The sequence below is a fragment of the Pseudoalteromonas sp. SANK 73390 genome (assembly GCF_054966645.1).
Window position 1 is genome coordinate 190,673 of sequence record NZ_ARPN01000109.1, and the last position, 20,566, is coordinate 211,238.

Here is a 20,566-nt window from a genome sequence, read left to right on the forward strand (position 1 = left end):
CATGGTAGAGCAAATAGCAGTTGTTACAGGTGCTGCTGGTGGGTTTGGAGCGGCGATATGCCGCGCCTTACTCGCGTCAAATTATACAGTAGCAGCAGTTGATTTGAATGAAGATAAGTTGGCGTCATTAAAGCACAGCTTGGATGACGAACGTTTATTGACATTTGTCATGGATGTGACCAACACCCAAAGTGTGCAATCGGTATATGACCAATTGCAGCAAAGACAGAGCAGTGTTATCACCGTGCTGGTTAACAATGCTGGCATTTTGCACAAGGCCTTTTGTCTAAAAATGGACTCTTTAGTGTCGGCAAAGCAGACGTTTGATGTGAACTTAACCGGTGCGTTTAATTGTACGACTATATTTAGCCAAGCCATGGTAAGGCAAAAATATGGACGTATCATAAATATTGGCTCGGTTGCGGGTATTTGGGGGTCAGGTGGTAGTGCAGCCTATGCAGCTTCTAAAGCGGGGCTCATTAAAGCATCTGAATCATGGGCACAGGAACTTGGGCCTATGAATATCTGTGTAACGTGTGTTGCACCGGGTATTTGTAAGACACAAATGTTTGACCAGTTTCTTGAAAACGAAAGTATTCCTGATGCTGAAGAAGCAAAGTTTGCTCGTCGTACGGTGCCAATCGGGCGCTTTGGCAATGCAGATGATGTGTCAGAAGTCGTACAATTTTTAGCAACTTGTAAAACGAACTATCTTAACTCTGCAGTGATCACAATTGATGGTGGCATGCGAGTTGGTGCTATGTAGCGTAAAACGTGAAATTTAATGGAACAATAGTAAGGACTTAACATGAACAATAACGCAGCGTTTTTACCAGATAACTATTTATTGACTGGTGCATCAGGCGTATTGGGTGGACGTATTTTAACTGAGTTACTGACCACCACGAGTGCAAAAATATATTGCATGTCACGCGAAAAAGACTTAGATAATGCGCGGAGCAGAATATTGGAGATGGTTGATATGTATGACTCTGACAGTAAGGTCGGGGATCAATTATCACGTATTAGTGTTGTCTATGGTGATATAGGCAAAGACTTATTAGGCCTCAATAGCGATGATTACGCTACTTTGGCTTCTCAAGCTCAAGTTGTTATTCACTGCGCCGCTAAATTATCTTTGATTGCTGAATACCCATCTTTGCGTGAAGAGAATGTTGCTGGTACAGAGCGTGTTGCTAAGTTATGTATGGAAGCAAATATTCCACTACTTTATACCTCAAGCTTTTCGGTGGTAGGCTCTAAGTTATATGAGTCAGGGTTTGTGCTTAAAGAAGATAAAGTAGATTATGGCCAGTGCTTTGATGATATGGGTTATGAGCAAACTAAATTTGAAAGCGAAGTCATGCTGAATGAGTTATCACAAAAGGGCTTACAAGTTGCAATTGTTCGCCCTGGTAATATTTGGGGTGACAGTCAAAATGGTCGTTACCCGCTGTCTGGAACGACGGTAAAAGGTATCTATTATGAGATGATCAGAGCATTAGTTGAAACGGGTTACACTTTTCACTCAACGGATGACTTTGATATAACACCGGTAGATTATGTTGCTAAAGCGTCTCTAGCAGTGGTGAAAAATATACATACTGTTCAGGGGCAAACTTTCAATTTAGTTAACCCGAATCCACCTACTTACAATGCAATAGTTGATCTACTGCGTGAGTATGGTTATGAAGTTCGCAATGTGCCTTGCGATGATTATTTTCAAGCATTGCATGAGGATCGCATGTTACTCAATGGCAAACCTTATCACTCAAGCTTTACTGATATTTTGGCATTGGTTAGTGATGAAGATGATTTGTCTGAACAGGCAAAATATGATACATCACGTATTCAAGCATTGTTAAAAGAGACTGATATCCGTTGCCCTAAACTGGATATTAAATTAATGACGACCTTGTTAGATCATTGTGTTGCATCAGGTTTGATTAAATCGCCAGCCGATCAACATCCGCTAGCAGAAATCAGCGAAGAGATCACTGCAAAGGTATTCATGGAACATTTGTACGACGCTTAAGTGGAACGAGAAGATGAGCGAAAAATTAAAGTTGAGCATGTTGCAATTAGATTTAATTTGGCAAGATGCAGCAGCAAACAGAGCCGCTATTGAGCAGCAATTAGAAACTGTTTCAGGTCGAGATTTAATTGTTTTACCTGAAATGTTTTCAACCGGGTTTGACATGAAGCCCGCAGGTATTGCTGAGGGCACCGATGGTGAAACGGTTGCTTGGATGAAGTCGATTGCACAACAGCATGATGCGGTCATATGCGGAAGCATGATGATGCAAGTTGACAATAAATATGTTAATCGTTTTTTATGGGTAACGCCTAAAGGTGAAGTCTCTCATTATGATAAACGCCATTTATTCAAGTTTGCTGGTGAAGATGCCCAATATAGCGCAGGTACTGAGCGAGCTATTTTTCAGCTAGGTCAGTGGCGTATTGCACCATTTATTTGTTTTGACTTGCGTTTTCCTGTGTGGTCGCGGAATTTGGATTGCCAGTATGATGTTGCTTTGTATGTGGCAAATTGGCCAAAAGCGCGTTCATTACAGTGGAAGAGCCTTATTCCTGCTAGAGCCATTGAAAACCAAAGTTATGTGGTTGCACTTAATCGTGTTGGTGTAGATGGAAATGAAGTGGCATACAGCGGTGACTCAATGGTGGTTGATCCCTTGGGAGAAACCTTGTTGTATGCAGCGAATAAGGAAGTTGTGTTGAATATTGAGCTAGATTTACCAGAGCTCTTAGAGGTAAGAAGTCGTTTTCCATTCTTACAAGAGGCAGATGGATTTACTCTTGCTTAAGTGCCAAAACGCCCATTATGGGCGTTTTTCTTAGTATAAAACCATAAATAGAAAATGTAGATAGACGTCATACCATTACTATTCCTTACTAAGTTTTTCTGCAATTTGTGGTACAAATATCTTAACGTGCAACTCAGTCGTTTATGCTGAAGGTGTGCGCACTGATGTATTAATTTAAGGATAAGAGAGAATTCAATTGGAAAGCTTAAATCGACTTTATAAAAAGTACTTTTGGTATTTTGCTTTTACCCTACCAATGGGGATTTTACTGGGGGTTATTAGTATGCATGTACTGCAAATTATTAATAGCTCACTTACTTCTGGTGTTGATACGATTGAATATTCAGCGCAAGAATTTTTCATTGCTATTGGAGTTTTGCTGGGGCTTGGCGTTATAAATGAACTTGTTAAAATTCGCTTAGTCGTTAATGCCAGTCGTGATATACATAGCCGTTTAGTTGATAAAGTGTTGGGCACCTCTTTTGAACGGGTGGAAAAGGTCGGGTTACCAAAAGTGAATGCGACATTGAGCAAAGATGTAGACACCGCTATTAAGTTTTTTCAGGTGTTGCCACAAATGGTTGCGAATATTTCCATCATTGTTTGTGCGATTGCTTATATGGCCTACTTGTCACTCACAGCCTTGATGTATGTGTTTGCTTTAATTGCTTTTGCCGGATTGAGCTTTACGGTCATCATTTTACTATCACGTAAATATTTACAAAATATTCGTGAGTGTGCCGATACTCTAATGCAGCACTATGAAGCCATTGTTAAAGGCAAAAAGGAACTCTCTCTTGATTCAAAACGCCAAAGTTATGTGAGAACAGATATTCGCAGTACCTTAGAGCTACTTAGAAAAAATAATCGAGGCGCGTTAACTCTATTCGGCATGCTTGAACATTGGGGTCAATTTATTTTGTTCGCAATACTTGGGGTGATTTTGTATTACCTAGGTATGACGCTAGGGTTAGAGAAAACCGTGGTGGTGGGCTATATCTTAACGTTATTGTTTATTCTTGAGCCGATTGAGCAAGTGACACAAGCATCTACTGATTTAATGGAAGCAAAGGTCGCATTTAAGAAAATAGAAAGCTTAGAGCTATCCGATGAAGAAGTTGAAGAAGAGTCTGAAATTGCTGCATTAGGTAGTAACTTGAATCTTAAGTTGAGTAATATTACTTATCAATATGAATCGCAGGAAAACGCTGAAAAAGGGTTTCAAATTGGTCCTGTAGAGTGTGAGTTTAAAGCGGGTGAGGCTACATTTATTATTGGTGGCAATGGCAGTGGTAAATCGACTTTGTTTAAGTTGCTCGCCGGGTTGTATAGCCCAACTCAGGGGGTTATGAATTATGGTGATATTGCGGTTGATGCTGATAATTTGCCAAGTTATCGCGAGTGCGTTAGTTTGATTGCAGCGGACTTTTGGGTCTTTAAACGTATTTTAGTGAATGACTCACCTGAGGATGTGCAGTTATTGCAGCAGTTGGTTACGTTATTAAGATTAGACAAAGCGGTAGAAATCATAGAAGGTAACTGGAGTAAGACCTCGCTTTCACAGGGGCAAAGAAAACGCTTAGCGCTTATTCAATCTTACATTGAACACAAACCTATTGTCTTGCTTGACGAGTGGGCTGCGGATCAAGACCCGGTATTTAAAAAAGTATTTTACGAAGAAATAGTACCTTCATTAAAAGCACAAGGTAAAGTTGTCATTATCGTTTCTCATGATGATAACTATTATCATACAGCAGATCGCTTGATGGAGTTGAGAGATGGGCAGCTTACTTTGCGTGCGCACGCCAAACCAGCTGAAATAACACAAAATAATCAATTCTTTAAAGTATTAGATAATTGCAAGGAGTAAGCAATGGCAAATAAAAAGCGCATCTTATTGGTGGAAGATGATAAGCGGTTAAGCCATATGATATCTCATGTGCTGCGCCATGAAGGCTATCTAGTCACTTGTGCATTTGATGGGCAAGTGGCACTGGAGAAGATAAATGGTGAACTTTTTGATGTCATCTTATTAGATATGATGCTGCCAAGGCTTAATGGTATTAGTGTATTAGAACAAATACTTCCAGAGTTTACAGGCGTGATTATTATGATGACTGCCAGTAATGATGAATACTTAGAAGCAGATGCGCTTGCGCTAGGCGTACATGATTTCATTACGAAGCCTGTTAGACCACATATTTTGGTCGCAAAAGTGAAAGCACTGAGCCGTTTAGCGGGACAAGCGCCAAGTTGTAGAAAGTCAGTATTTCAAATTCAAGATTTGACACTAAACACCAGTAATCGCAGTTTTCACTTAGACGATAGCCCTATTGAACTGACTGAAGCTGAATTCAGCTTGATGTATTATTTAATGTCTCATCCTGGGGAGATTCTTGATAGAGCAAGTATCATCTCCGCAGTCAGAGGTATCGAGTATGATGGACATGATCGCTCTATAGATATGCGATTGTCTTCATTGCGAAAAAAAATAAACGACAATGTCCCTCCCTATAAGTACATAAAAACGGTTAGGGGAGTGGGGTATGTATTACGCGAGTGAACAAATGTTTAAACGTTTATTTATCTATTGTGCTGCAGCGTTTATCTGTAGCATTTTTATTGCCGTGATTTTACTCGATACTAAGTATGTCGACATTCGAGTAAAAGAAGAGCGACCCATTGTGGACAGTATTTTTTCAGTCATTAATAAGCAAGCTGCTCAAGCGCCCATTGACCAAGATTTACTGCATTATTGGTCTGGTCAGTTTGGTTATGAGTTAGAGTTATTATCGATACAAAATACCCAAGACTTAGAGCTCGACTTGGCACAATTAACGCGAGATGGCAGCGTGATTGAGTTAATAAGTGGTTGGACGCAAGACAAAGTGACGGCTTACTATTTGCGAAATGAGCAAATATTAAAAATGTCGAAGATGCACATTGATAAGCAGGCATATTTACTTTATTGGCAATCGTTACTTGTTACCATTTTAATGGTGCTGGCTTTGTTTGTTTATTGCTATGTTCATATGCATAAAAAATATATCAAAAAGCTACTTAACGCCTATGAAACTTATGGGCAAGGCAAGCTTTCATTACGTGTGTCAACGCAAATGCCAGCGCCTTATAGCGTACTTGCTAGTCATTTCAATACCATGGCGACAAAAATTGAAAATTTACTCGAAGAGCATCAACATATGCTAAACGGTATTTCACATGATTTAAAAACACCACTAGCGCGTTTACGCTTTGCACTCGATATGACGCGTAGTTGCACAAGTACTGAGGAATACCAAGAAACCATTCAATTTATGGATGAAGACTTAGATGCTTTAGATGAGCTATTAGATGATTGGTTTTTATATGTAGGGCTCAATGCAGCGCGTCGAGAACCTAAAATACAAACTTGTAGATTAGATAAAATGCTGCACAAAATTGTTAGCCGAAGTGCGCCTATTTACTCCAATATTAAAGCTGTTAGCCAAATAACACCCGATATAGTCGTTGGGGCAGATAAAAAGCTATTGTCTAGAGCTGTTGAAAACTTGGTGAATAATGCCTGTAAGTTTGCTTCACAAACGATACGAGTAAGTACTTATCTAGATAACGATTATGTATGTATTGTGGTTGAAGATGATGGGGCAGGTATCCCTGAGGATAAACGCGCAGCGGTACTTAAACCATTTTTGCGTTTAGACAGTAGTCGTAATGTACCGGGTATTGGTTTAGGCCTATCCATTGTTGCCAGTATCTTAAATAGCCATAATGGTAAATTAAATATTTGTGACTCTGATTTAGGGGGCGCTAAAATAACCTTGATGTTGCCAATAAATTGTGAAGCTGAGCTGGCTACAAGTGATGCTTGTGCTTGATAAATATTGCACAGCAAATAAAAATAAAGGGCGACAAGGCCCTTTTAAATCTGTAGTTATAGGCGTGTAAGCGCAGGGCGCTGCTCGGAAAATACTACAAGCAAAGGCTTCGACAACTTTTTTACTCGCAACTGACATAAGCTATTATGCTGTATTGATCGTTTCGAGCACTGAAAGCCTTTGATTTGAACAAAACTCATACCTCAAAGTTCAACAAGCCCTAGCAACTAAACTTCGCTACCTCCGCTTCTAACTTAACCGTTAACTCTTTAATGCTATCGGTAGCATGATGTGCTTTTTCTGATACACTCTCAGTTTGCGAGGCGGTGTCAGAAATGGTCACTATACGCCGTGCAGTATCTTCCCCAGCCTCAAGCTGCTCTTTTGCTGCATGAGCTATTTGGTGACTCATCTGTGATATCTCACTCAATGAACTGGCAACTTTACGCAGCTCTTCGCCTGCTTCTTTTGACATGGTTACGGTTTTTTCACTGGTGTGAATGGACACAGTAACCGACGATTTCGCTTCTTGTGTAGCAGATTGTAGTTTAACAATCATAGTATGAATTTCTTCAGTGCTAGTTTGAGTGCGCTGTGCAAGCTGTCTCACTTCATCAGCGACTACAGCAAAGCCTCTGCCTTGTTCACCTGCACGTGCAGCTTCTATAGCAGCATTAAGGGCGAGTAAATTGGTTTGTTCAGCAATGCTTTGAATCACACTCAGTACGTTGGCGATATTGCTAACTTCTTCGTCCAAGGTCTGAATATTATTACCTGCACTGTCAATTTGCTGCTCCAATAATACAATTGTTTTGGCAGCTTCCGTAGTGAGTTTGTCGGCATTTTGCCCCTGGTTTTCAGCTTCTTGAACTGAGTTTGCTGTTTGGTCAGCATGCTCAACAACTGTTTGCGCTGAGGCGGTTAACTGGGTAATTGCAGAGGCGACCATTTGCGTTTCGCTACTTAAGCTGTGAGTGAGTTGTTCTAGTTCATTTGAGCGCTTCTCACCATCATTGCTTTGTGATTTAAGGGCATCACTGACTGATGCTATTCCGCCAACCACACCTTGTAGACCTTTTTGCATGTAACTCATGGCCGCGATAATACTATCGTCTTTGGCGTTACTGGTATTTATTGGGGAGCTTAAATTGCCACGAGAAACTTGCTTAACTATGGAGAGTACTTCGTCAAGTTCACCGCCCAGTTTATTTGAGAGTCTAAAGCCAAATTTTGCCAGTGCAAAAGTTAATACAACGGCGATAAATAATGAAAGGCTAAGCAACCACTGCGCTGTACTCCAGTAACGTTCATCTACTTCTTTGGCGCTGATCCCTGTGCCGACATACCAGCCAAACTCAGGTGTTTTTTGCACCACAGAAGTGAGGTCTACGACTTCGCCTTCGCGCCTAGAATCCCATTGGTAAGTAATAATTTGATTCGTTTTACGCCCTACCAGCCGCTCAACCATACGACCAATACTGTTACCATTAGCATCTTTAAAGTCGTTAAAGCTGGTCCCGTGAAGCTGTGGGTCGTGTGGAGTGGCAATAAAGTTTAGTTTATCGTCGACCACATAAACATATTCAGAGTCATGGTATTTATTTTCTCTGAGCATTTGTGTTGCCAGCTTTTTTGCCTCTTCTTCGCTTAGAGCGCCTGTTTGCACGTATTCTTCAAACTGTGCCACGATATTTGCAGTGCTTTTCATTAGCTGATTAATTCGCGCTATATTGTCAGACTCGCTGGCATGACGTAATGCTTGTAATCCTAAAATGGCGACTAATAAAAGTGAGAGGAAAATAGCCGCGGCGAAAAGTATTATTTTAATTCTTAATGTTAAACCTGATAGCACGATACGCCCCTTTCAGATAATAGAGTATTATTATCTATCATGTTTATTGAAATCATGTAAGTAACATATAGCGTATTTGGTCACAAATAGAGATGATATTTCCTCATACTGAGGAGGAAATATATTTAGCTTGCATTGATTATGCTTATCTCCTGCTCTGTTAAAGGGCGATATTCACCACTTTTTAAGGTGTTATCTAGTGTAATGTCAGCAATTTTTTCTCTATGCAATTCAATCACTTTATTGCCAACAGCTGCAAGCATACGTTTCACCTGATGGTATTTACCTTCGCAAATAGACAAGCGCAAACTATAGCTGGCAAGTTGTTCAGCAATAGCGGGTTGAGTTGGTTGCTTTTCGTTATGTAGCTGCACACCATCTCGTAGCTGTTGAAGTGCTTCTTCTGTTATCGGTGCTTGAGTTTCGATTAAATAGGTTTTAAATTTTTGCTTTTTAGGAGAGGTGATTTGATGAGACCAATCACCATCGTTGGTGATCAGCACAAGCCCTGTGGTGTCGATATCTAGGCGGCCAGCAACATGAAAATCTTTTAAGTTTGGTTCATTCAATAATTCGAATACGGTAGTGTGCATTTCGTCACTGTTAGCACAGACATATCCGACCGGTTTGTTCAGCATAAAATAGCGCTTACCCAAGTACTGTAGGCGTTCACCTTGCCAAGTGACGAGATCGTCCAAAGTAATAGAATGATCAAATTTCGTTACTATTTTACCATTAACCGTCACATAACGTTTTTTAATACCCGCTTTGACTTTGGTGCGTGGCAATTGGGCTAGGTGACTTAAAAATTTATCTAGTCGGCAAGGAAACTTCATAATGTTTTATCTTTAATTTTAGTGGATGGTCATTATACGTGATTGCGTTATTTTGATCAGTTTTTTCGGTATATCTCAGGCTGTAAGTCATATGGATGAACGCTGAGTGACCAGTTATTATCAAATATCGCTTTTAATGTGTTTAAAAGCGTATCACTAAGCAATTGCTTTTGCGTTTCACTGCGCCCTGCAATCAAATGTGCTTGAATGTGTACAAAACCACATTTCCCAGGTTGTAATTTAAAGGCCGTGTAACCAAGAGCACGAGTTTTTATTGTGCTGACATCAAAGAGCTTTGTTTGCTCTGTTGCGAGATGAATATGTTCTATCAATTGCTGAGTTGGAATAGGTAAGTGCTCTGCGTGTTCAATGATTATATGTGGCATGATGACTTATTGGTCCAAATATGCGTAAATGGGCGTATATTTTAGGCCATTGATATGGAAATACTAGATGCATAAATACAGATTTTTTTTGGCAACGATAGCTGCTGTGATGACTTTGAGTGGTTGTAGTGACGATGCGGCTAAAGTGAGCTTAGGTTTGTTTACGACTAAAGATGTGGTGGTATCGGCACAACAAGATCCTATCGTGACAGGTGTTACTTGTCATATTAGTCATGTTGAAGCAGATTTTGACTTTTCAGACCCTTCAGATATGTCGATTGCCTGCCGTCAAACTGGCGAAATTACAGCGCAGCAAATGCAGCAAGTAGATTTGTCTAAAGATGGTGAGATTGTATTTAAAACCTCTAAGAGTATTTTATTCAAATCATTAAAAGTACGTCGTATTTATGACACCAAAGCACGCACACTATTGTATTTATCTTATTCTACGAAAGAAACCAGCGGTAGCCACCACCATGCGTTGTCTACAGTACCACTATACAATACACAAGCCTGGGAATGGGCAACGAGAACTGAGTAATTATGCTAGCGTTATTTAAATCAAAACCTTTGTTAAATGATTCCGAAGTTGCATGGCTAATGGATACATTTATTTGGGCATGTGAGCACTTTGATGCTCAGTACTTTTTATCTGATACAAAAATAATTGAACCTACAGGGCAGTATTTCCCAGATCAAGTATCAAGTGTTGAACAAATGGCACAAACCGTATTCAAACGAGTTCGTGAGTATGCTGGTTTGCAAGCATGGCCATTACAGTTGGTCAGTCCTATTAATTTGCCTGCGCATCAAAGTATGCCAGTATTTAGTTTTAGCGATACAATGCGTGGTGAACAGGCGATGTTAAACGTTCAACCTGTGCATGATGTACAGCTTTCGTACAATCCAAATCAAATTAACCAACCGCAAGATTTGGTTGCCAGTTTTGCCGGCAGTTTAGCAACGGTGATGATTTATCAAAAAGGTATCATGCCACCAGGTGGTGAGCCGCAAGTCGCAGCTGCTAGCGATGCATTAGCATGTTTTATGGGTTTTGGCGTGATGATGAGCAACACGGTGTATCAGTTTAAAGGAGGGTGTGGCTCATGTTATAACCCTTATGCCAATCGTCAGGCAGCCTTAACTGAAGCGCAAACTGTTTTTATGCATGCCTTAGTTTGCTTTTTTAAACCACAAGTGGATGGTAAAAAACACCTGAAGCCGCATCTAAAAAGTGTATATAAGAAAGCACGTAAGCAAATTGAAAGCTATGTAAAAGACGCGCCTAATCCCGCACTGCTGATGTTAAAGGAGCAAAGTGGTGTTTGAATATTTAGATGAATTTTTACTCATCGCGTTGGCTCATTTTTTTGCAGTAGCAAGTCCCGGACCTGATTTCGCGCTGGTATTAAAACAAAGCATTCAGCGTGGCCGTGTTAATGCATTGTGGACCAGTGGAGGAGTAGCATTAGGTATTTTAGTACATGTTAGCTACTGTTTGCTTGGTGTTGCGATTGTATTATCGCAATCACCAGCACTATTTAATTTGCTTAAATACGCAGCAGGCGCGTATTTAGCTTATATGGGGTTGCAAGCATTGCGTGCTAAACCTGCGTCTCAATCACAAGGTGAAGAGGCAACATGCAAACAACACGCTGAAACGGCATTGCAAGCGATGCGTCGCGGCTTTTTAGTGAATGCGCTCAACCCTAAAGCAACCTTGTTCTTCTTGTCACTGTTTACTTTGGTTATAGCGCCAACCACTCCAACTGGCGTGCAAGCATTTTATGGCTTGTATATGGCATTGGCTACTTGGATTTGGTTCTCTTTTTTAGCAATCGTGTTAAGCAAAGCACGTGTTCGGGCATTTTTTCAACGTGCAGGGCATTGGTTCGATAGAGGTATAGGCGTTGTATTGATAGCGTTAGCGGTTCGTGTTGTTTTATGAATATAGGGTGTAACAGAGTATGAGTAATAGGCCCTATACTAATTTTGCGTTTGGCTCAAATATGTCTAGCCAAAGGCTGCTTGCTCGTTTGCCCAAGGCGCAATGCTTAGGTGTCGCTAAGTTATACCAATATCAGTTAACATTTAATATGCTCAGCACTGATGGCTCAGCCAAATGTACTATAGAAAAAACAGGCTGCGATAGCGATGTAGTTATGGGCGTATTGTACGCCTTAGATGAGTGTGAAACAACCAAGTTAGATGCTATTGAAGGGGCGCGCTACGACCGTACAACACTTGAGGTTGAAGCCCTAGAACACGGTATGGTACAAGCTTATAGCTATATTGCTAACACTTTTATTGATGATCATTTGCCGTTTGATTGGTATGTGCAACATGTTTTAAACGGTGCTTTAGAGCATCGTTTTTCGCCAGCTTACGTTGCTTCAATACAAGCGCAAAGTCATATTGCCGATCATAATTTAGAGCGAGCTCAGCGAGAGTGGCTGTTATATCAAAGTATGCAAGCGAAGAAAAACATCTAAGGGTATAAAGTCTCTGGTAACCACTTTTTTATATAAGTTAAATTATAAATAACACCAAAGTCGCACTGCTTACGGATGTTTTGCTTGATACACTTATACAAATATTTAATAAGGGATTGTTATGCGTACAGCTGTGATAAGCCACCCTCATTGTCGAAAGCACAAGATGGGCATGGATCACCCAGAATGCCCTGAACGTTTAGATGCTATTACAGATCGCCTGTTATCCTCAGGCGTTGATGCTACTATTTCACATATGCAGGCACCAAAAGCTGATATGTCGCATTTTGCGTTGGTTCATGAATCGTCACATATCAAAGCTGTTTGCGCAGCGATACCACAACATGGTACTCAACAATTTGCTGATGATGTGTGGTTATGTCCAGATTCATTTAAAGCGATAGAACGCGCTGTAGGGGCTGGCATATTAGCAGTAGATGAAGTGTTAGAAGGCAACCTTGACGCCGCATTTTGTAGTGTACGTCCGCCGGGACATCATGCGAATAAAAAGACATCATCTGGGTTTTGTGTATTTAATAACTTAGCGATTGCTGTTGAATATGCAAAAACACAAGGTGTTGAGCGTATTGCTATTTTAGATATTGATGTTCACCATGGTAATGGTACGCAAGATATTTTTAGGCAGCGTAGCGATATTTTATTTTGCTCGTTGTTTCAATATCCGTTTTACCCTAACACTGAAATCGAAAATAACGAGCATATTATTAACTCTCCATTGCCTCTTGCGAGCAAGGGAGAAGATTTAATCGCACTATTCAATCAACAGTGGCTACCTAAATTACGTGAATTTAATGCTGAGCTTATTTTTATCAGCGCTGGGTTTGACGCACATATTGAAGACGATATGGCTGGTCTACAATTTGTTGAAGCTGACTACCAATGGCTAACTGAACAAGTGATTAAAGTGCTAAAAGACACACAAGCAAAGGGGATTATTTCATTTTTAGAAGGCGGTTATGCGTTGTCAGCACTTGGGCGCAGCGTGTCTACCCATATTAAAGCATTGGTCGAAGGGTAAGTTTAATGGTCTGTATGAGCGAGTAAGTCAAATGCTTGCTGGGGAGTTTCTAGCAGCACTTTTTGCACGCAGCATTGGCCATCATCTATCAATGCTTGTTGAACCTTTTCAGTGAGCTGCTGTAAGTTTAACATCGGTTTTTCATTACCATATAAATCATAGCATTGCCCTGTTTTATATAAGCATATCGCTATACTTTTTTGTGATTGCGATAGGTAAAAAGTTGCATCGTTTAGATCATTTTCATTTTGAATATATTCAATACTTTCTTCTAGGCACAGCAATAATGGGTAATATTTTATTGTCATAGTTTGTTCTTAATCAAAGTATAAAACGTGTACAACATTATACTGCGTATTCTAGTAAGAATGCGAGGCTATATGTAATGGTATCTGATAACCGCCAATTACAAATTAAAGATATTTTTTCTAATCAATTATTGTCTTGTGATCATCAGACTCCGTTAGTTGCAGCTGTTAGGTTAATGCGAAAGCAAAGAGTAAGTTCAATCTTCGTAACCAAGGAGCAGCAGATAGTAGGGATTTGGACAGAGTCAGACTGTGTAAAGCTTAATTTTAATAACCCTGATTTTGTAAATACCATCATAGGGTCCTCTATGACCACTCCGGTGCATGATATACAAGTCGATAAAACCCTCAGCGAAGCCACAATAAAGTTTCATCAGCTAGGTATTCGCCATTTACTAGTAAAGAATCAGCACAACCAGCCTGTCGGTGTAGTATCGCTATCAGATATTGTCCGCAATCAAGGCTTGGATCATTATTTACATTTTCGCCCTATTGACGATCATTACAATCGCAATATTATTATCTTAAAAGCGACTGATTGTGTTTCTAAAGTAATAGAAGTGATGCGTTTACGTGGTGTTACAGCTGTTTTAGTGTATCACAGTAACTTGGCGGAATATGGCATAATTACGCAACGAGATATTGCCTACATGCTACTTAACCCTGATTGGCGTATGCCATGTTGGGAATTAGCAACATACCCGCTGTTACAAGTTAGCCCAAAAGATAGCTTATTTGATGCGTATAGACTAATGACAGCAAAGTCAATTCGCCATTTAGTCGTTAAAGACCCTAGCTCAGCGAAGGTGATAGGTTTATTGCCTCTTAAAAATGTGCTAACCGAAATAGAAACAGCTTATTGTAGTGAATTAGAGAAGGTACTTGTACAGCGAGACTTGGCACTGCGTAAATCGCAGAAAAACCTCTATCTTGCTAACCGTATTATTGATGCATCGTTAGATGGCATTATGATCACCCGTGGAGATGGAGAAATACTACAAATTAACCCCGCTTTTAGTGAATTAACAGGTTATCAAGACTATGAGGTGGTTGGTAAAAGCCCAAGTATTCTCAGCTCAGGTGTTCATGGTAAAGAATATTATGATCAGATGTGGGCAGAGTTAAGAGCTAAAGGTGTTTGGCAAGGAGAGATCTTTAACCGTAAAAAGTGCGGTGAAGTATATGTTGAATGGTTAACTATCATAGCCATCAATGAGCCGTACAGCGATGATATGCTGTATGCCGCTATTTTTAGCGATATAACTGAACGTAAAAATGCTGAAGAGAAAATCGTGCGTTTGGCCTATTTTGATGAGTTGACGGGTTTACCAAACCGACGTTTATTTTATGATAGATTATCTATGGCGTTGGCCTGTGCGCATCGTGACAATCACAAACTAGCGGTCATATTTATTGATTTAGACCGTTTTAAAGAAGTGAATGATAGTTTAGGGCACAGTGCGGGCGATGAATTACTGGTGCAGGTAAGTGAGCGAATAAAAGGAATGTTAGAAGAGGGCGATACGTTGGCGCGCCTAGGGGGAGATGAATTTGTGGTATTGCTCACAGAAGTTAATCATATCTCAGATGTTGTGGGTTTTGCTGATAAAGTGCTAAATCAATTGAGTGTTGCATTTGAACTGAATGACATATGCGTCAATGCCACAGCGTCACTCGGCGCTGCTATATATCCAGAAGATGGTGAAGACAGTGAAACATTGCTCAAGCACGCGGATGTGGCTATGTATCGCTCTAAAGAAATAGGTCGTAACTCATTTCAACTGTATAAAGCATCTATGAATGCACGCTCACTTGAGCGTTTATCCATGTTAAGTCGCTTTCAATATGCTTTAGATCATAATGAATTTGAATTGTTTTTTCAGCCACTGCAATGCTTGGTGAGTAACAAAGTTGCGAGTGTAGAGTGTTTACTACGTTGGAATGATCCAAATTTAGGCATGATTTCACCAGCCCAGTTTATCCCTTTGGCTGAAGAGCTTGGATTAATTATTAAACTAGACCAATGGGTGATCAATAAAGCGTGTGAAAAAATGGCGCTTTGGCGTCGCCAAGGCAGCGATGTTAAGCGTATTGCCATTAATGTGTCGGCGCAGCATTTATGCCAAGGAGAGTTGGCACAGACAGTATCCAGCGTCTTGAAAAAGCATCAATTGAGTGGGCATTTTGTTGAGCTAGAACTTACTGAGAGTAGCTTCATCAGTAATTTGCACGATGCAAAAAGTGAGCTGAAAAAGTTAAAAAGCTTAGGTGTTTCCATTGCCTTAGATGATTTTGGTACAGGTTATTCAGCACTTAGTTACTTGACTAAATTACCGATAGATACCTTAAAGATAGACGCCAGCTTTGTGGCTAAAATTCCAGACGAATATGGTAATAGCGAGATTGTAGCGGCGATTATTGCGATGGCAAAGGCGCTGAACTTGCAGGTTGTGGCTGAAGGCGTTGAAAAGCCAGAGCAGCGCCAGTTTTTACAAAAACTGGCCTGCAATACCATTCAAGGTTATATGTATTGTAAACCTTTATGTTGTGATGACTGGCTACGTTTTTATCATCAAGAGAAAGTGACTTCATAGGAAGTGAATTTACGAATGTTGATCACGCCAGTATCAAAAATGAGATATTGGCCTTTAATGCCCTGCAAAACGCCTGTTACTTCAGGGTTTTTGTCAAAGTTAAAAGAAGTGATTTTGCTTGGGAACAGTTCAACTGGAAAGCTCAAGTCTACTACTTCTTCATCAAGGCACTCAATGGCCGTGGCACCAAAAAGTTCAGCTAATTCGTCTAACTTTTCTTGAATTTGTGGAATAAGCTCTTTTGCTGCGGCTTTTAAGTCTACTTCACTTGCCACACCTTTGAGCATATTGCGCCAGTTGGTTTTATCTGCGATAAATTGTGCCAGTGCTACTTCAACTAAACCTGATTGCAATCGAGTTTGTACTTTAAAAATAGGCAATGCTTGGGTAGCACCTTGATCTATCCATCGAGTTGGAATTTGTGTATGACGTGTAATACCTACCTTCAAACCTGACGTGTTTGCTAAATAAACATAGTGGGGGATCATACAATTCTCTTCCCCCCACTGAGGTTCACGGCAAGTGCCTTTGTCAAAATGGCAAGTCTCTGGCTTCATAATACACATATCGCAGCTTGCAAGCTTTCGCATACAAACAAAGCAATGTCCTTGAGAATAACTTTTTTGGTTTTTTTGCCACAGTTACAACAGAAAATATTGCCAGTGTGAGTTAGTGTGATTTGTTTACCCATGTAGTTATTCAAATCCACAAGTTCGTTGCCAATGGGTAATTGATATTGAATTGGTTGGGTAAGCTGTGCTTTTAGCTTGCTTAAAGTGCCTTGCATCTTTACGCCCCTAAAGATGTTAAAAGGGCGATACTACCAAGGCATTTGCTAAGTCACAATGTGTATAGATGCTTTAGTGCCAATAGCGTCGCTATTGGCACTAAATCTGAAGGTGATTAATATTTTGCTGATTGTGTTTGGCTTTTTAACGATGCTTTAATAAATTCGCGTAAATCATCATTTGAGGTCTTTAGGTCTTCTTTACGCAGATACATCATATGACCAGAGCGATACCCTTTGAAGCTTAAACGGTCACGCATTTTGCCACTTGGGTCCAATTGCCACATAGTATATTTAGCATCAAAGTAGTTGGTTGCACCATCATAGTAGCCGGCTTGTACCAGTACGTTTAAATAGGGGTTTTCAGCCATCGCTTCACGTAATTGTTCACCAGTGTTGTTTTTACTGCGATCCCAAGGGTATACATTAGCGAGCATTTTGTATTGTATATCTGTTTTGTAATTTAATTCTTCACGAAGGTAATGATTAATAGCAGGTGTAAATGCATGCAACCAAGCACTTAATTCAGGGTAATAATCAGGTTTATCGCCGGTCTCTTTTCTGTCGATACCTAGATAGCGAGAATCTAATCGGCCTAAAATATAGCCTTTATCGCGAAGTAGCTCTTTCCAAAATGCATTATTACTGACATCTAAATTACTGCGCATAACAAATGCTTTAGACAGGCCACTATAATGTGCAACTCGCTGTGCAATCTCTTGCTGCTCGCTTGGCGAAATGAATGCGCCTTTAGCCAATGCAGGTAAGTATTGGTTAATTGTAAAAGCTTCTACTTCAGCGAGTACTTCGTTTAGGTCTTTTTGCTGTAATTGCGTTGGTAGTGCTTTGTGATGCCACGCAGTTGCTGCAAAGTAGGGTAGACGGTTTGCGGCTTTGACCGGGCCATCGCGTTTGATACCAATATCAGTAGGGGATACCAAAACAACACCGTTTAAAAACCACCAATGTGCTTGTTGTAATTCTTTAGCAAGCCCTGAAACGCGTACTGTGCCATAGCTTTCACCAATTAAAAACTTAGGTGATAACGAGCGGTTATTGCGAGTAATGAAGGTATTAATCCAATCAGCTAGGTATTTTATATCGGCATTCACACCAAAAAACTGCGCCTTTTGTTCATCTGCACTGGGCATTTTCCCGTCTTTATTAGGTAAAATGCGTGAATAGCCCGTTTTTACTGGGTTTACAAAGACAATATCGGCAACGTCAAGCACTGAGTGTGGGTTATCTTTCATCCCATAAGGCTGCATAGGGTAACCTTCGTCATCTATTTTTAAGATACGAGGTCCTGTGTAGGCAATATGCATCCAAACTGAAGCAGAGCCCGGTCCACCGTTAAATGAAATTAATAGTGGGCGCTTACTGATATCATCTACTTTATCTTTTTTATAGTAGTTGTAGTATAGCGTTGCAGTTGATTCACCCTCTTCATTCCAAACTGGTTGGGTGCCAGATGTCACACTGTAGTTGATACGTTCGCCGTTGATGGTCGCACGATGATTACTAACCACCTTACTGTCAATATCGATGGTGCGGCTATGTTCCGCTGCTGTGCTGTTAAGGCTAATTGCAATAACACAAACTGTCAGCAACTTACTTAGGCTCATGATTTTCCCCAATGAATAAATTTATAACATTACAGTTGTTTTTTGCACAACTTTCAAAGGGTATGAGTCAAATACCAAAAATAGCGGGATAATTGGCGCATATCAACACTTTGAAGCAAGTAGTTGATGTAAAAAAAGGCAGTGCTAGAGTAGTTGCACCATCTATGAACAGTGTGAATATAAATGCACTCAAGTGGTGCGTTTATGTTTTTTTTATTAAGTTCTTATTTTGTAACATTATGAAATTACTTTGTTTAATTTTATGGCACGAAGGTTGGATTAGGGTAACTAACAGGATAAACCTGTCCTAAGGGGGCCAACAATGAAAATGATAAGTGCAATAATAAAACCATTTAAATTGGATGAAGTTCGAGAAGCGTTAGCTGATTTGGGTGTTGAAGGCATGACTGTGGTTGATGTGAAAGGTTTCGGCCGTCAACGAGGTCACACTGAGTTATACCGTGGAGCTGAGTATCAAGTTGATTTTATTCCAAAAATAAAATTAGAAATCGCAACACGCAGTGAGAATACACAGCGCGTTGTGGACACGCTAACCAAAGCTGCCAGTACGGGTAAAATTGGTGATGGCAAAATTTTTGTGTATGACTTAGACCAAATCGTGCGGATCCGTACCGGCGAATTAGATGAAGAAGCGATTTAAGGGGCCAATGTAATGGAAAACGCAATAATAGAACTCAAATTCTCTCTCAACACTTTTTACTTTTTAATTTCTGGCGTGCTAGTGATGTGGATGGCAGCTGGGTTTGCCATGCTAGAGGCAGGCTTAGTCCGTTCCAAAAACACCACCGAAATTTTAACAAAGAACATAACCTTATATGCGATAGCATGTACGATGTTCTTGTTAGTGGGCTACAACATCATGTATGTGGGAAATACCGAAGGAGGCATAGTGCCCAGCTTTGGTGCATTAATTGGATCACCTACTGCGGATGCGGATCACGCGTTAGAGTCAGACTTTTTTTTCCAAGTGGTGTTTGTCGCCACGGCCATGTCAATTGTATCTGGTGCTGTAGCTGAGCGTATGAAATTATGGGCATTTTTAGCTTTTACTGTGGTTTTAACTGGCTTTATATATCCTGTTGAAGGTTATTGGACATGGGGAGGTGGCTTTTTATCTGCATTAGGTTTTGTGGATTTTGCAGGCTCAGCAATTGTGCATGGTGCAGGTGCAGCAGCAGCACTAGCTGGGGTTATTCTGTTAGGCGCTCGAAAAGGAAAGTATGGTAAAAAATGGTGAAATATATCCAATTCCAGGCTCGAACATGCCATTGGCAACACTCGGTACGTTTATACTTTGGATGGGGTGGTTTGGTTTTAATGGTGGCTCGCAGTTATTTTTAGCCGATAAATCAAACGCTGTAGCAGTTAGCCAAATTTTACTTAATACCAATGCTGCAGCCGCAACGGGTGCAATAGCGGCATTGTTAGTATGTAAAGCTTTGTGGGGTAAAGCTGATTTAACCATGATATTAAATGGCGCATTAGCAGGGTTGGTTGTGATAACGGCAGAACCTGCGTCACCAACGCCTTTAATGGCCTGTTTATTGGGTGCGTTAGGAGGCTCTTTGGTGGTATTTAGTATTGTATTTTTAGACAAAGCTAAAATAGATGACCCTGTTGGGGCTATTTCAGTGCACGGCACCTGTGGAATGTTAGGTGTTATGCTAGTGCCGTTATCAAATACTGATGCGACCTTTGTGAATCAGTTTATTGGTCTTGCATGTATCCTTGGGTTCGTATTTGTTGCGTCTTACTTGGTTTGGGCGTTACTTAAGAAAACTGTGGGCATTCGTGTTGGTGCAGAAGAAGAAATTAGCGGTATGGACCAGCATGACTGTGGGATAGATGCTTATCCTGAGTTTGTTTCGGTACGTAGCCAATAGTTGATGAGTACATTGTCTCTAATAGTGGTTGTTGAGCGGGCCG

18 protein-coding genes and 2 pseudogenes are annotated in these 20,566 nt (G+C 40.4%); 14 read left to right on the forward strand and 6 right to left on the reverse strand.

All coding sequences use genetic code 11. The features are described 5' to 3' along the window. Nucleotide 1: 1 nt before the first annotated feature. The 6 genes from SANK73390_RS14810 (at nt 2) to SANK73390_RS14835 (ending at nt 6,700) form a co-directional block, all read left to right on the forward strand. Entirely contained in the window at nt 2-766 is a 765-nt protein-coding gene (locus tag SANK73390_RS14810) for an SDR family NAD(P)-dependent oxidoreductase (RefSeq protein ID WP_261591652.1), read from the forward strand. A 42-nt stretch (nt 767-808) separates the two neighbouring features. Continuing rightward, nucleotides 809-2,035 (forward strand): thioester reductase domain-containing protein, encoded by a 1,227-nt coding sequence (locus SANK73390_RS14815; RefSeq protein ID WP_261591655.1) that lies wholly within the window; start codon nt 809-811, stop codon nt 2,033-2,035. Between the two features lie 13 nt (nt 2,036-2,048). After that, a complete protein-coding gene (locus tag SANK73390_RS14820; protein ID WP_462766848.1) occupies nt 2,049-2,825 on the forward strand; it encodes an amidohydrolase in 777 nt (258 codons plus the stop codon). A 196-nt stretch (nt 2,826-3,021) separates the two neighbouring features. Further along, nucleotides 3,022-4,695, forward strand: a complete 1,674-nt coding sequence (locus SANK73390_RS14825; RefSeq protein ID WP_462766849.1) for a cyclic peptide export ABC transporter — start codon at nt 3,022-3,024, stop codon at nt 4,693-4,695. A 3-nt stretch (nt 4,696-4,698) separates the two neighbouring features. Continuing rightward, nucleotides 4,699-5,388: a response regulator transcription factor gene (locus SANK73390_RS14830; RefSeq protein WP_261591658.1), complete on the forward strand. Its 690-nt coding sequence runs from the start codon at nt 4,699-4,701 to the stop codon at nt 5,386-5,388. After that, the gene (locus SANK73390_RS14835; protein WP_462766851.1) at nt 5,372-6,700 is read left to right on the forward strand and encodes an ATP-binding protein; all 1,329 of its coding nucleotides are present in this window, start codon (nt 5,372-5,374) and stop codon (nt 6,698-6,700) included. Before SANK73390_RS14830 ends, SANK73390_RS14835 begins: the two co-directional genes overlap by 17 nt. 220 nt (nt 6,701-6,920) lie before the next feature. On the opposite strand, the gene SANK73390_RS14840 is transcribed toward SANK73390_RS14835, so the two are convergent. From SANK73390_RS14840 to SANK73390_RS14850, 3 genes are all read right to left on the reverse strand, one after another. Next, nucleotides 6,921-8,552 carry a methyl-accepting chemotaxis protein gene (locus tag SANK73390_RS14840; protein ID WP_261591660.1) on the reverse strand — a complete coding sequence of 544 codons (1,632 nt, stop codon included), beginning with the start codon at nt 8,550-8,552 and terminating at the stop codon, nt 6,921-6,923. 125 nt (nt 8,553-8,677) lie between these two features. After that, nucleotides 8,678-9,388 (reverse strand): 16S rRNA pseudouridine(516) synthase RsuA, encoded by a 711-nt coding sequence (gene rsuA / locus SANK73390_RS14845; RefSeq protein ID WP_462766854.1) that lies wholly within the window; start codon nt 9,386-9,388, stop codon nt 8,678-8,680. A gap of 56 nt (nt 9,389-9,444) precedes the next feature. Beyond that, entirely contained in the window at nt 9,445-9,774 is a 330-nt protein-coding gene (locus tag SANK73390_RS14850; RefSeq protein ID WP_261591662.1) for a 5-carboxymethyl-2-hydroxymuconate Delta-isomerase, read from the reverse strand. A 67-nt stretch (nt 9,775-9,841) separates the two neighbouring features. On the opposite strand from SANK73390_RS14850, the gene SANK73390_RS14855 reads away from it, so the two are divergent. The 5 genes from SANK73390_RS14855 to SANK73390_RS14875 all read left to right on the forward strand — a co-directional run bounded on the left by SANK73390_RS14855 (nt 9,842) and on the right by SANK73390_RS14875 (nt 13,305). After that, nucleotides 9,842-10,315, forward strand: a complete 474-nt coding sequence (locus tag SANK73390_RS14855) for a CreA family protein (RefSeq protein WP_462766856.1) — start codon at nt 9,842-9,844, stop codon at nt 10,313-10,315. A gap of 2 nt (nt 10,316-10,317) precedes the next feature. Then, complete coding sequence (locus tag SANK73390_RS14860) at nt 10,318-11,103, forward strand: hypothetical protein (RefSeq protein WP_261591664.1); 786 nt, start codon at nt 10,318-10,320, stop codon at nt 11,101-11,103. Further along, the gene (locus SANK73390_RS14865) at nt 11,096-11,722 is read left to right on the forward strand and encodes a LysE family translocator (RefSeq protein ID WP_462766858.1); all 627 of its coding nucleotides are present in this window, start codon (nt 11,096-11,098) and stop codon (nt 11,720-11,722) included. Before SANK73390_RS14860 ends, SANK73390_RS14865 begins: the two co-directional genes overlap by 8 nt. A 19-nt stretch (nt 11,723-11,741) precedes the next feature. Beyond that, on the forward strand, nt 11,742-12,266 hold the full coding sequence (locus SANK73390_RS14870) for a gamma-glutamylcyclotransferase family protein (protein WP_462766859.1): 525 nt from the start codon (nt 11,742-11,744) through the stop codon (nt 12,264-12,266). A gap of 121 nt (nt 12,267-12,387) precedes the next feature. Continuing rightward, a complete protein-coding gene (locus SANK73390_RS14875) occupies nt 12,388-13,305 on the forward strand; it encodes a histone deacetylase family protein (protein ID WP_462766860.1) in 918 nt (305 codons plus the stop codon). Between the two features lie 2 nt (nt 13,306-13,307). Here the strand turns inward: SANK73390_RS14875 and SANK73390_RS14880 are convergent, their stop codons facing one another. Continuing rightward, nucleotides 13,308-13,613: a hypothetical protein gene (locus tag SANK73390_RS14880; protein WP_261591670.1), complete on the reverse strand. Its 306-nt coding sequence runs from the start codon at nt 13,611-13,613 to the stop codon at nt 13,308-13,310. A 77-nt stretch (nt 13,614-13,690) separates the two neighbouring features. Here SANK73390_RS14880 and SANK73390_RS14885 point away from each other — a divergent pair, with 77 nt between their 5' ends. Beyond that, the gene (locus SANK73390_RS14885) at nt 13,691-16,207 is read left to right on the forward strand and encodes an EAL domain-containing protein (RefSeq protein WP_462766861.1); all 2,517 of its coding nucleotides are present in this window, start codon (nt 13,691-13,693) and stop codon (nt 16,205-16,207) included. Here SANK73390_RS14885 and SANK73390_RS14890 read toward each other — a convergent pair. Both SANK73390_RS14890 and SANK73390_RS14895 read right to left on the reverse strand, forming a co-directional pair. Further along, a pseudogene (locus tag SANK73390_RS14890) lies at nt 16,186-16,994 on the reverse strand (DUF2797 domain-containing protein). The gene SANK73390_RS14885 and the pseudogene SANK73390_RS14890 overlap by 22 nt on opposite strands. Nucleotides 16,995-17,110: 116 nt before the next feature. Next, the gene (locus SANK73390_RS14895; RefSeq protein ID WP_462766862.1) at nt 17,111-18,619 is read right to left on the reverse strand and encodes a S10 family peptidase; all 1,509 of its coding nucleotides are present in this window, start codon (nt 18,617-18,619) and stop codon (nt 17,111-17,113) included. 322 nt (nt 18,620-18,941) lie between these two features. On the opposite strand from SANK73390_RS14895, the gene SANK73390_RS14900 reads away from it, so the two are divergent. After that, complete coding sequence (locus SANK73390_RS14900; protein ID WP_261591678.1) at nt 18,942-19,280, forward strand: P-II family nitrogen regulator; 339 nt, start codon at nt 18,942-18,944, stop codon at nt 19,278-19,280. 12 nt (nt 19,281-19,292) lie between these two features. Next, a pseudogene (locus tag SANK73390_RS14905) lies at nt 19,293-20,523 on the forward strand (ammonium transporter). Nucleotides 20,524-20,566 lie beyond the last annotated feature (43 nt).